Raw genomic sequence first — 12,480 nt, forward strand, 5'->3', positions numbered from 1 at the left:
GCCGCCGCCGAACTCAACAGCCGCCCACGCAAGACGCTCGGCTGGGAAACCCCAGCCGAGCGTCTGTCTAAACTTCTCGCCACCACACGTCAGTGATCACGTGTTGCGACGATCCCTGGAATTCGCCGGAGCAGGGGAGGGGCCCGAAACCGTGATCCACACACCCTCAGGGAGCGAGTGGGGAGATCCGACGCAGAGGGATTCACCCTGTGCGCAGTCCGCAGCAAGCCATGAGCCAGATTGACGGTTCGCGGCGTGCGCCGATTCCTTGGGCCAAGGCGGCGATCTCCTGGAGGGATCGGCGACTGACGGGAGTCGACCGACCAAGGTTCAGCTCCGCTCCCCCCTGAAGGCGTCGAGGATGCGTTCCGCGGCTAGTGTGGCCGTTAGCTCACCGTTCCTGACCTGCTGTTCCAGGGCAGGGGCGAGGGACCGGACCGCCGGATCGGAGTGCAGGCGGCCCAGCAGTTCGTCGCGGACCATGGTCCAGGTCCAGTCGACCTGCTGGTCGCGGCGCCGGGCGGCGAGGCGGCCGGTGGAGTCCAGCAGAGTGCGGTGCTGCTCCAGCCGCTCCCAGACGGTGTCCAGGCCGGTCGACTCCCGTGCGCTGCAACTGAGCACGGGCGGCGTCCAGAAGGCGTCCTTGCCGTGCATCAGCCGCAGCGCACCTGTCAGTTCACGCGCCGCCGCGCGGGCGTCGCGTTCGTGTGGACCGTCCGCCTTGTTGACGGCGATCACGTCGGCCAGTTCCAGGACGCCCTTCTTGATGCCCTGCAACTGGTCTCCGGTGCGGGCCAGGGTGAGCAGAAGGAAGGAGTCGACCATGTTCGCGACGGCTGTCTCGGACTGGCCGACGCCGACCGTCTCCACCAGTACCACGTCGTAGCCGGCGGCTTCCATCACCACGATCGACTCGCGGGTGGCCTTGGCGACACCGCCGAGCGTGCCGGCGCTGGGGGAGGGCCGGACGAAGGCCGCCGGGTCGACGGCCAGGCGCTCCATCCGGGTCTTGTCGCCGAGGATCGAGCCGCCGGTCCGGGTGGAGGACGGGTCGACGGCGAGCACGGCCACCCGGTGCCCGAGCCCGGTCAGCAGTGTGCCGAAGGCGTCGATGAACGTCGACTTGCCCACGCCCGGTACTCCACTGATCCCGATCCGCCGGGAGTTCCCGCTGTGCGGCAGCAGCTCGGTCAGCAACTCCTGGGCAAGTGCCCGGTGCTGGGGGCGGGTGGACTCGACGAGGGTGATCGCGCGGGCGACGACCGCCCGCTTACCGTCGAGGACGCCCTTGACGTACGCGTCGAGGTCGATGGCCATGGACTCACGGCCTCACAGGTCGCCGTGTCCGAGATCGGCCGCCAGCCGCGAAACCAGGTCGTGGGCGGCGTCCGGGATCACCGTGCCGGGCGGGAACACGGCCGCCGCGCCCATCTCCAGCAGCGTCGGCACGTCCTGCGGCGGGATCACTCCGCCGACCACGATCATGATGTCCGCGCGCCCCTCCTCGGCGAGTTGTTCGCGCAGCGCCGGTACGAGGGTGAGGTGCCCGGCGGCCAGCGACGACACCCCGACGATGTGCACGTCCGCCTCGACGGCCTGGCGGGCCACCTCGGCCGGGGTCTGGAACAGCGGGCCGACGTCCACGTCGAAGCCGAGGTCGGCGAAGGCGGTGGCGATCACCTTCTGCCCGCGGTCGTGGCCGTCCTGGCCCATCTTGGCGACCAGGATGCGCGGTCGGCGGCCCTCGGCCTCGGCGAAGGCGTCGACGAGACCACGGGTGCGGTCCACGGACGGGGACTCACCTGCTTCGTTGCGGTACACACCCGAGATGGTACGGATCTGGCCCGCGTGCCGTCCGTACACCTTCTCCAGGGCGTATGAGATCTCCCCGACGGTCGCCTTCGCCCGGGCCGCGCGCACCGCCAGCTCCAGCAGGTTCCCCTCACCGCCCGCCGCCCGGGTCAGGGCGTCCAGCGCGTCCTGGCAGGCGGTCTCGTCCCGCTCCTCGCGCAGCCGCCGCAACTTGGCGATCTGCTGGGCGCGCACCGAGGAGTTGTCGACCTTGAGCACCTCGATCTGCTCGTCGGAGTCCACCCGGTACTTGTTCACGCCGATCACCGGCTGCCGCCCGGAGTCGATGCGGGCCTGGGTGCGGGCCGCGGCCTCCTCGACCCGCAGCTTGGGGATGCCCGCGTCGATGGCCTGCGCCATGCCGCCCGCCCGCTCGACCTCCTGGATGTGCTGCCAGGCCCGGCGGGCAAGGTCGTACGTCAGCCGTTCCACGTACGCGCTGCCGCCCCACGGGTCGATCACGCGCGTCGTGCCGGACTCCTGCTGGATCAGCAACTGGGTGTTGCGGGCGATGCGGGCGGAGAAGTCGGTGGGCAGCGCGAGCGCCTCGTCGAGGGCGTTGGTGTGCAGCGACTGGGTGTGGCCCTGGGTCGCCGCCATCGCCTCCACGCAGGTGCGCGTGACGTTGTTGAACACGTCCTGCGCGGTCAGCGACCAGCCCGAGGTCTGCGAATGAGTGCGCAGGGACAGCGACTTGGTGTTCTTCGGCTCGAACTGCTTGACCAGCTTGGCCCACAGCAGCCGGGCCGCGCGCAACTTGGCCACCTCCATGAAGAAGTTCATGCCGATCGCCCAGAAGAACGACAGCCGGGGCGCGAACGCGTCGACGTCCAGGCCCGCGTCCCGCCCGGCCCGGATGTACTCCACGCCGTCGGCGAGGGTGTAGGCCAGCTCCAGGTCGGCCGTGGCGCCCGCCTCCTGGATGTGGTAGCCGGAAATGGAGATGGAGTTGTAGCGGGGCATCCGCTGCGAGGTGAACGCGAAGATGTCGGAGATGATCCGCATCGACGGCTTCGGCGGATAGATGTAGGTGTTGCGGACCATGAACTCCTTGAGGATGTCGTTCTGGATGGTCCCGGCCAACTTCTCGGCTGGTACGCCCTGTTCCTCCGCCGCCACGATGTACAGCGCGAGCACCGGCAGCACCGCGCCGTTCATCGTCATCGACACCGTCATCCGGTCCAGCGGGATGCCGTCGAACAGCTGCCGCATGTCGTAGATCGAGTCGATCGCCACGCCCGCCATGCCGACGTCACCGGTCACCCGCGGGTGGTCGCTGTCGTAACCGCGGTGGGTGGGCAGGTCGAAGGCGACCGACAGGCCCTTCTGACCCGCCGCCAGGTTGCGCCGGTAGAAGGCGTTGGACTCCTCGGCGGTGGAGAAGCCCGCGTACTGGCGGATCGTCCAGGGCTGGTTGACGTACATCGTCGGGTACGGGCCGCGCAGGTAGGGCGCGATGCCCGGGTAGGTGCCCAGGAAGTCCAGCCCCTCCAGGTCCTGCCCGGTGTAGAGCGGCTTGACCGTGATGCCCTCGGGCGTCTCCCAGAGCAGGTCGGCGCCGTCGGCCGCCCTCTTCACGGACGTACGCCACTCGTCGGGACCGCCGTCGGCGGCCGGGGTCCCCAGCTCGATCGCCGAGAAGTCGGGGATGGACATCAGGACACTCCCATGCGGTCGAGCGTGGCGGAGAGTACGGCGATAGCGTCGCAGCCGGTGAAGACGTAGGTGTCGACCCCCGCGTACGTTGCGGGACGGCCCGCGAGGAACACGTGCCGCGCGCCCGCCGCCCGCAGCGTCTGTGCGGTGGCCTCGGCCTGTTCCTCGTACACCGCGTCACTGGAGCACAGGCAGACCTCCCGCGCCCCGCTCTCCTCCAACGTGCCCTCGGTGACGGGCTCGATGCCGCCCGCCTGGAAGAGGTTGGCGGCGAAGGCGAGCCGCGCGGTGTGCGCGGCGGCCGGGCCCAGAGCGGTCAGATGGACGCGGGGCCGGGCGCCGGTCGCGGCCAGATGGGCGTCGGAACGGGCGCGCAGCGCCTCGAACGCCTCGTCCCGCCGCACCCGGGGCAGGCCCCCGGACGGCGGCTCGGGCGCGGGCGTGCGGACGACCGGCTTCTCGGCCAGGTGCGGGAACTCGCTGACTCCGGTGACCGGTTCACGCCGTTTGGCGAGCTTCGCGCTGCGCACGGACCAGGTGTCGGCCAGCCGATCGCGCACCATGCCGGAGCGCAGGGCAGCCGCCTGCCCGCCCGTCCGCTCGATCTCCTGGAAGAACTCCCAAGCCGCGTGCGCGATTTCGTCCGTCAACTTCTCCACGTACCAGGAGCCGCCCGCCGGGTCTATCACCCGGGACAGGTGCGACTCCTCGATGAGGATGGTGGAGGTGTTGCGGGCGATGCGGCGCGCGAACGCGTCCGGCAGACCCAGCGCGTGGTCGAAGGGCAGCACCGTCACGGCGTCGGCGCCCCCCACCCCGGCGGCCAGTGTCGCGACCGTGGTGCGCAGCATGTTCACCCACGGGTCGCGGCGCGTCATCATCACCGGCGAGGTCACGGCGTGCTGGAGCTGCGCGCCCGCCTGCGGTGCCCCGCAAGCCTCGGCCACCCGAGCCCACAGCCGGCGCGCCGCGCGCAGTTTGGCGACGGTCAGGAACTGGTCGGCGGTCGCGGCGTACCGGAACTCCAGTTGGGCACAAGCCTGCTCGACGCTCAGCCCCGCCCCGGTCAGCCCGCGCAGATAGGCGACACCCGTCGCCAGAGAGCAGCCCAGCTCCTGCGCCGCCGAACCCCCTGCCTCGTGGTACGGCAGCACGTCCACGGTCAGCGCCCGCAGCCCCGGATACCGCGCGGCGCACAGCTGGGCCAGCTCGGCCACGGGCGCGAAGTCGTACGACCGCCCGGTGCGGGCCTCGTGGCCCAGCGGGTCGGCGCCCAGGTTGCCGCGCGCCGCGTCCGCCGCGACGCCCCGTTCCTCGTACAGCCGCAGCAACCGCCGCGCGGCCGGCTCGACTTCGACACCCGCGTCCAGGACGACGGGCGCCAGGTCGAGGTAGACGCCGTCGAGGGCGCGGTCGAGCGACGGGACGGGGATGGCAGCGGACTCGCCGACGGCCAGCCACAGGGAGGTGACGCCGTTCTCCAGGTCGGCCAGGACCGAGCCGGCGTCAGCGACCGTGTGCTGCTGGCGCACGTCCCAGCCGCCGGCCGTGTTGCCCTCGGCCCGGCCGCCGCGCACGAAGGGAGCGAAGCCGGGCAGGCCGGGGTCGGGCGCGGTGTCGCGCGCGGTGTACAGAGGCAGGGTGCGCAGCCCGTCCTCCAGCGCGGTGGACAGGGCGTGCTCCGCCTCGGCGTCCGAGACTTCCTTGCCCGACTTGCGTAGAACACCCGCTACCAGGTGCTGCCACTGCTCATGTGTCGCGTCAGGGAAATCGGCTGCCAGGGAGAGCCCGTCGTCAGGCAGGACCGTCATGCCCGGATGCTAGGGCAGGTCGACAGACGAGCGGCAGGGGGCGCGGTTGTGACCTTGTTCTCGTCTCAAGCGTGAGACGTGCACCGCGCACATGCCGGGATATGGCGCCCGGCCCTCACCACGGAGCGGCCGACGCGTCCGCGAGCGCTGGATGGCGCGGCGCGAGAAGGACGACCTGCGCACGCTCGTCGGAGGGATTGCCGGGAGACGGGAAGACGGTCTGACGCCAGCCCTGACAGCGGAAGAAGACCAGCGTGGCCCGGTCGCCCGGATCGGCGGCCACCCAGGCCCGGTCGTCCAGCGCGGGCAGCAGCAGGACGTCCAGCAGCCTCGTGCGGACACCCCTGCCCCGGGCCACGGGCGCAACCGTCAGGTCCGTGATCTGCATCGCGTCCGCCGGCCACTGGTGCGGGAGCCAGGCGTCCGGCGCGGGATGCGCAGGAACGGGGTCCGTCGACCGCACGGCCGTACCGAAGCCGCACAGCCGACTGCCGATGCGCGCCGTCACAGCCAGGAAGCCCGGTTTGCGGGCGTCCTGGGCGAGCCGGTCGCGCATGCCACCGATTTGCTGTTCGACGCGCTGCGGGGAGTGGCCCTGCGATGACAGACGCCGCAGATGCACGAACTCCTCGACGATCGTGAGCGCCGATTCACCGGGATAGACGGTGGTGGTGACGGCGTGGGTGACGTCCATGTTTCCTCCGGCGGGATGGTCGCCCATGGCGCTGTGCCGCGTCAATCGGACCCCATGTGTCCGCCTGGCGCGGCAGCGTGTCAACGAGGCGCGGGAACGGGCGTTCTTCCGGTGCACGCCGGGGAACTCGGGCGACGCGCGCTCCGGCGCCGTCCTCGCCGCCGACCTGGGCCTGCCCGACATCGGACTGACCACCTCCACCGAGATCGCCGCCCGCGCCCAGCAGACCACCCGCGTCACCGATCTGCCCGTCCTCATCGACGCCGACACCGGCTTCGGCGAGCCGATGAACGCCGCCCGTACCGTCCAGCTGATGGAGGACGCGGGCCTGGCCGGTCTCCACTTGGAGGACCAGGTCAACCCCAAGCGCTGCGGCCACCTCGACGACAAGTCGGTCGTACCCCGCGAGGAGATGGCCCGTCGTATCCGGGCCGCCGTCGACGCCCGCCGCGACCCGGACTTCCTGCTGATGGCCCGCACCGACACCCGCGCCGTCGAGGGCCTCGGCGCGGCGATCGACCGGGCGAAGGCTTACGTCGACACCGCGAGGAGGCCCTCGAAGTCACGTGCGGGCACGGCGACCATGCGCACGCCGTCCACCAAGACCTGCTGCGGTTCGTGCTTCACCGGCTGGCCGCCTTCGTGCCACTGTCGCGGCTGCACCGCTGGTAGACGGCGGGGGCCGGGACGCGCGAGGCGCCCCGGCCCTTCAGGGGCGTCCGGGTCAGGACGGGTGCAGCTCAGCGCGAACCGTGCGGGCCGCTGCGACCAGATTCTCCAAGGAGGCACGGGTCTCCGGCCAACCGCGGGTCTTCAGGCCGCAGTCGGGATTGACCCACAGGCGTTCGGCGGGGATGGCCTTCAGGCCGGTGCGCAGCAGATCGGCCGCCTCCACGGCGCTCGGCACGCGCGGTGAGTGGATGTCGTACACGCCGGGTCCGGCCTCACGCGGGTAGCCGTGGGCGGCCAGTTCGCAGGCCACCTGCATGTGGGAGCGGGCGGCTTCCATGCTGATGACGTCGGCGTCGAGGTCGTCGATGGCCTGGATGATGTCGCCGAACTCGACGTAGCACATGTGGGTGTGGATCTGGGTGTCCGGGCGCACCCCGCTGGTCGTGAGCCGGAACGCCTCCGTGGCCCAGGCCAGGTAGGCGGGGCGGTCGGCGGCGCGCAGCGGCAGGGTCTCGCGCAGCGCGGGCTCGTCCACCTGGATGACCGAAGTGCCGGCCGACTCAAGGCCGTTGACCTCGTCCCGCAGGGCGAGGGCGACCTGGCGGGCGGTCTCGGCCCGGGGCTGGTCGTCGCGGACGAAGGACCAGGCGAGCATGGTGACCGGACCGGTCAGCATGCCCTTGACGGGCCGGTCGGTGAGTGACTGGGCGTACGTCGTCCAGCGCACCGTCATCGGCTCCGGCCGTGAGATGTCGCCCGCGAGGATCGGCGGGCGGACGTAGCGGGTGCCGTAGGACTGCACCCAGCCGTGCTGGGTGGCGAGGTAGCCGGTGAGCCGCTCGGCGAAGTACTGCACCATGTCGTTGCGTTCGGCCTCGCCGTGCACCAACACGTCCAGGCCGGTCTTCTCCTGGAAGGAGACCACGTCCTGGATCTCGGCCCTGATGCGTTCCTCGTAGCCGGCCGTGTCGATCCGGCCCGCCCGCAAGTCGGCGCGCGCGGTGCGCAGTTCGCCCGTCTGCGGGAAGGAGCCGACCGTGGTGGTCGGCAGCAGTGGCAGGTTGAGGTGGGCGCGCTGTGCGGCGGACCGCTGCGGGTACGGCTGGGAGCGGCGGGCATCGGCGTCCGTGACGGCGGAGGCGCGGGCCCGTACGGCGGGATCGTGGGTGATGGGAGAGCTGCTGCGGGAGGCCAGGTCGGTCCGGTTGGCGGCGAGTTCTGCGGCGATGGCGTCGGTGCCGTGGGTGAGGCCCTTGGCGAGGGTGACGACCTCGGCGGCCTTCTGGCGGGCGAAAGCGAGCCAGTGCAGGATCTGCGGCTCGATGTCCCGCTCGGCGGTCGCGTCGAGCGGGACGTGCAGCAGCGAGCAGGAGGCGGCCACGTCGACCCGGTCGGCCAGACTCAGCAGGGTGCCGAGCGTGGCCAGGGACTTCCCCAGGTCGTTGACCCAGATGTTGCGGCCGCTGACCACGCCTGCGACCAGGCGTTTGCCGGGCAGTCCGCCGACGGAGGCGAGTGCCTCCAGGTTGGCGGCCGCGGTCTCCGTGAAGTCCAGGGCGAGCCCGTCGACCGGGGCCTTGGCCAGTATCGGCAGGGCATCGCCGAGCCGGTCGAAGTAGGAGGCGACCAGCAGCTTGGGCCGGTCGGCGAGCGTGCCGAGGGTGCGGTAGGCGCGCCGGGCGGCGTTCAGTTCGGCCGGGGTGCGGTCCTGGACCAGTGCGGGCTCATCGAGCTGCACCCACTGGGCGCCCGCGGCCCGCAGGTCGGCGAGGACCTCGGCGTACACCGGCAGCAGCCGGTCCAGGAGCGTCAGCGGGTCGAAGTCGGCGGCCACGCCGGGCGCGGGCTTGGCCAGCAGGAGATAGGTGACGGGTCCGACGAGGACGGGCCGGGGCGTCAGGCCCAGGGCGAGGGCCTCCTTGAACTCCGTGACCTGCTTGGCCGAGTCGGCGGTGAACACCGTGTCCGGGCCCAACTCCGGGACGAGATAGTGGTAGTTGGTGTCGAACCACTTGGTCATCTCCAGCGGCGCCACGTCCTGGGTGCCGCGGGCCATCGGGAAGTAGCCGTCCAGGGCGCCCGCTTCGACGGCGGCGCGATGGCGTTCGGGGATCGCACCGACCATGACGGTGGTGTCCAGGACGTGGTCGTAGTAGGAGAAGTCGCCGGTCGGTACCTCGTGGATGCCGGTTCCGGCCAGCTCCTGCCAGTTCGTCCGGCGTAGTTCGGCTGCGGTGGCGCGGAGGTCGGCGGCGGTGACGCGGCCCTTCCAGTAGCCCTCGATGGCCTTCTTCAGCTCCCGGCCCAGCCCCTGACGGGGGTAGCCGTACACGGTGGCCCGTGCTGCCGCGGCTGCGGACTTGGTGGTCACGGAGATCTCCTTCGCGAGATGAATCCCATGAGATCCCGGAGACGGGACGAGAACGCGAAGGGGAGACGAACCGGACGGCACGACCTCGCGCGGCACAGCGCGGTCTTCCGTCTGGTGTGTACGCCGACCCGCCCTCGAGGCCACCGGGATGTCCGCACGCGAGGGTTCGCGCGCGGGCAGCGGGCAGGTCTTCGGACTCGCGGGCACGTCTCGTACGAGACACCTACTGGCCGTCGCTTCCCAGGCCCGGCTGGGCCCAGTGCGTATGACGGCGGTCGTTCCCGCTCACCGCTGCGGGGCAGTCCCGGATTCCCACCGGGTTCCCTCTTACGACGCTCCCGCCTGGCGGACGGGGCGAACCAGCTGCTGAGGTCAGCGTAGAGGGCCGGGCGTCGTATCGGTGGGTTTCGTCCACCATTCGGATGGTGAGGTGGGACACGCGGTCCGTGACCGCTGGACGCACTCAGGGCGGGAAGCGCCGCGGCCCAGCGCGCCGCGCCACCCCTTGGTCGCGCCCAGCGGATCGACCAGAACGCCAGCACGTTCGTTCCGTACCCGGTGAATGGTCAGCTGGCTGACCGAACCCGAGGTGCGACGAGATCAACCCTCCCATCGTTTCCCGTTGCCGTGGCCTGACGCACTGGCGGAACCGGGGGCGGAGCGGGCTTCGTCAGGTGGGCGATGGCGCCGTGGCGGCTGGGGGAATGGCCTTGAGGAGACGCGCGATCTCGGGGTCGCGGAGGCTGTAGCGGACGATGCGGCCGTCCTTGTCGGCCTGGACTGCGCCGGAGGCGCGGAGTAGCCGCAGTGCTTGGGAGACCGCGGTGTCGCGGATGCCGGTGGCGAGTGCCAGGTCGGAGACCGCGATGGGGCCGGCCTTGTGCACGGCGAGGAGTAGTGAGAGGCGGCCGGGGTCGGCGAGCAGGGCGAAACGCTCGGCCCAGGTGCGCACGTGCTGGGGGTCGCCGATCCCCTCGATCGCATGGCACACGGTGTGTTCGTCAATGGCGCGTTGATGCGCGCGGTCCGCAGGAACCAAGTGCATGCGCCCCATTCTCACCGCATTTCACCTTGGTAACCAAGACACCTGCGTACCTTCGCAGACTTGTAGCCACAGTGGCCGGACCTCTACCGTGGTCCCGCCGTGGTGCTCGGGAAGACCGGTGACAGCCCCTGACAGGGGCTGAAGTCCGGAGCGGCCCTCGCCACTGTGATCGGGGAGTGGGCATACCTCCGCCACCAGGCGGTTGCCACTGGAGGCCTTCGGGTCGCCGGGAAGGTCGGGTACGTCGGCGTTTGACCCGTCAGCCAGGAGACCGGCCACGGCACCGCACAAGTCCCCGTCCACGAGGTGCTGGAGAGGCTCCCTGAGATGACCCTGTCTGAAAACTCCCCCACATCCGCCGCAGAAGTGGTGATTCCAGCCACGCCGCTGATCCGCTGGGAGCGCAAGGACTGGATACGCACCGGCGGACTGCTGGCCGCGATAGCCGCACTGCACGTCGTCGCCTTCGCGATCCTGGTGACGATGGTCGCCCCGCACCACTACGCCGTCGGCAAGCAGGTCTTCGGCCTCGGCCTGGGCGTCACCGCCTACACCCTGGGCATGCGGCACGCCTTCGACGCCGACCACATAGCCGCCATCGACAACACCACCCGCAAGCTGATGGCCGACGGCAAGCGTCCCATCTCGGTGGGCTTCTGGTTCGCCCTCGGCCACTCCACCATCGTGATCGTCCTCGCCGGGGGCATCGCTGCCGGAGCGCGTTTCGCCACCACCTTGACCAACGACAACTCTGGCACCCGCCAGACCCTCGGCGTGGTCGGCACCAGCGTCTCGGGGGGCTTCCTCTACCTGATCGCCGCCCTCAACCTGCTCTCCCTGGCCGGGATCTACCGGGTCTTCAAGGCCATGCGGGCAGGCCAGTTCGACGAGCACGAACTGGAAAAGCACCTGGACTCCCGCGGCTTCATGAACCGCATCCTGGGACGGCTGACCAAGTCCATCACCCGCCCCGGCCAGATGTACCCCGTCGGCCTGCTGTTCGGCATCGGCTTCGACACCGCCACCGAGGTCGCCTTGATGGTGATGGCGGGCTCGGGTGCGGCCGCCGGACTGCCCTGGTACGCGATCCTGTGCCTGCCGCTGCTGTTCGCCGCCGGAATGAGCCTGTTCGACACCCTGGACGGCACCTTCATGAACTTCGCCTACCACTGGGCGTTCTCCAACCCGGTGCGCAAGGTCTACTACAACCTCACCATCACCGGCCTGTCCATCGCGGTCGCCTTCCTCATCGGCACCATCGAACTGGTCGGCGTGCTGCACGACCAGCTCAACCTGAACGACGCCGTCACCAACTGGATCTCCGGCATCGACCTGAACAACGTGGGCTTCATCATCGTCGGCCTGTTCGTGGTGGTCTGGGCCTGCGCCCTGGGCTACTGGCGACTGGCCAAGGTCGAACACCGCTGGAAGCCAAAGGCCGCGGAACCCAACTGATCCTGCGGTCCGGTCGCTCAGCGGACTTGCTCCGATGACGGGTGAAGGCTCGGCGTTGAGCGGCACAAGGTGAACCGTCGCTTGGCGCCTGGGCCTTGGGAGCCCGGCGCCAAGCGGTGGTTCGGAGCTCACCGGTGGGAGAACTCCGGTTGCCGCTTCTCCACGAAGGCCGCCATGCCCTCTTTTTGATCGGCTGTCGCGAACAGGGCGTGGAACAGGCGCCGTTCGAAACGCACGCCTTCCGTGAGCGAGGTCTCGAAGGCGCGATTGACGGCTTCCTTCGCCATCATGGCGACCGGTGCGGACATGCCTGCCACGGTCTTGGCGACCGCGAGGGCCTCGGTGAGCAGAGCGTCGGCGGGGACGATCCGGGAGACCAGGCCCGCCCGTTCCGCTTCCTCTCCGTCCATGGTGCGGCCGGTCAGGCACAGCTCCATGGCCTTGGCTTCGCCCACGGCGTGGGTGAGGCGCTGGGAGCCGCCGATGCCGGGGATGACGCCGAGTTTGATCTCGGGCTGGCCGAAGACCGCGGTGTCGGCAGCGAGCAGGATGTCGCACAGCATGGCGAGTTCGCATCCGCCGCCGAGCGCGTAACCGGCGACGGCTGCGACCGTGGGGGTACGTAGCTGACCCAGCCGGTCCCAGGCGGTGAACCAGTCGCTGGGATACATGTCCATATAGCCCTGCGGCTTCATCTCTTCGATGTCCGCCCCGGCGGCGAAGGCCTTCTCCGAGCCGGTGATGACGATGCAGCCGACGTCGGGGTCGCGGTCGAGCGCCTCCGTCGCCGCCACGATCTCGTTCATGACCTGGAGATTGAGCGCGTTGAGCGCCGCGGGCCGGTTGAGAGTGACGAGCGCGGTACGACCCTTGCGGCTGTGCCCGATGTCAGGCGAACAGCGAACCCCAACAAGAAACGATCTTG

General features: G+C 70.4%; 8 protein-coding genes, 1 pseudogene and 2 riboswitches. Of the genes and pseudogenes, 2 read left to right on the plus strand and 7 right to left on the minus strand.

Annotation, left to right across the window (positions count from 1 at the left end; translation table 11 throughout):
- Positions 1-330 precede the first annotated feature (330 nt).
- The 4 genes from meaB to P2L57_RS02840 form a co-directional block, all read right to left on the minus strand.
- Positions 331-1,317, minus strand: coding sequence for a methylmalonyl Co-A mutase-associated GTPase MeaB (meaB, locus tag P2L57_RS02825; protein ID WP_275807678.1), 987 nt, complete (start codon positions 1,315-1,317; stop codon positions 331-333).
- A 12-nt stretch (positions 1,318-1,329) separates the two neighbouring features.
- Positions 1,330-3,507 (minus strand): methylmalonyl-CoA mutase, encoded by a 2,178-nt coding sequence (gene scpA / locus P2L57_RS02830; protein ID WP_275807681.1) that lies wholly within the window; start codon positions 3,505-3,507, stop codon positions 1,330-1,332.
- Positions 3,507-5,318: a methylmalonyl-CoA mutase family protein gene (locus P2L57_RS02835; protein ID WP_275807684.1), complete on the minus strand. Its 1,812-nt coding sequence runs from the start codon at positions 5,316-5,318 to the stop codon at positions 3,507-3,509. The genes scpA and P2L57_RS02835 overlap by 1 nt, the downstream gene beginning before the upstream one ends.
- A gap of 115 nt (positions 5,319-5,433) precedes the next feature.
- Positions 5,434-6,012, minus strand: a complete 579-nt coding sequence (locus P2L57_RS02840; protein WP_275807687.1) for a hypothetical protein — start codon at positions 6,010-6,012, stop codon at positions 5,434-5,436.
- A gap of 25 nt (positions 6,013-6,037) precedes the next feature.
- Here P2L57_RS02840 and P2L57_RS02845 point away from each other — a divergent pair, with 25 nt between their 5' ends.
- Complete coding sequence (locus P2L57_RS02845; RefSeq protein WP_275807690.1) at positions 6,038-6,928, plus strand: isocitrate lyase/phosphoenolpyruvate mutase family protein; 891 nt, start codon at positions 6,038-6,040, stop codon at positions 6,926-6,928.
- On the opposite strand, the pseudogene metE reads toward P2L57_RS02845, so the two are convergent.
- Together metE and P2L57_RS02855 are read right to left on the minus strand one after the other, a co-directional pair.
- A pseudogene (gene metE / locus P2L57_RS02850) lies at positions 6,809-9,262 on the minus strand (5-methyltetrahydropteroyltriglutamate--homocysteine S-methyltransferase); the annotation flags it as partial. The gene P2L57_RS02845 and the pseudogene metE overlap by 120 nt on opposite strands.
- A riboswitch (cobalamin riboswitch) is annotated at positions 9,221-9,434 on the minus strand. It overlaps the preceding pseudogene by 42 nt.
- A 291-nt stretch (positions 9,435-9,725) precedes the next feature.
- On the minus strand, positions 9,726-10,100 hold the full coding sequence (locus P2L57_RS02855) for an ArsR/SmtB family transcription factor (RefSeq protein WP_275807693.1): 375 nt from the start codon (positions 10,098-10,100) through the stop codon (positions 9,726-9,728).
- Between the two features lie 83 nt (positions 10,101-10,183).
- Positions 10,184-10,394, plus strand: a riboswitch (cobalamin riboswitch).
- Between the two features lie 33 nt (positions 10,395-10,427).
- Here P2L57_RS02855 and nicT point away from each other — a divergent pair.
- On the plus strand, positions 10,428-11,555 hold the full coding sequence (gene nicT, locus P2L57_RS02860) for a Nickel transporter NicT (protein ID WP_275807696.1): 1,128 nt from the start codon (positions 10,428-10,430) through the stop codon (positions 11,553-11,555).
- Between the two features lie 128 nt (positions 11,556-11,683).
- Here nicT and P2L57_RS02865 read toward each other — a convergent pair whose 3' ends face one another.
- Positions 11,684-12,442, minus strand: coding sequence for an enoyl-CoA hydratase (locus P2L57_RS02865; RefSeq protein ID WP_275809122.1), 759 nt, complete (start codon positions 12,440-12,442; stop codon positions 11,684-11,686).
- Positions 12,443-12,480 lie beyond the last annotated feature (38 nt).

It is taken from the genome of Streptantibioticus ferralitis (genome assembly GCF_029223525.1).
GTDB classification, from domain to species: domain Bacteria; phylum Actinomycetota; class Actinomycetes; order Streptomycetales; family Streptomycetaceae; genus Streptantibioticus_A; species Streptantibioticus_A ferralitis.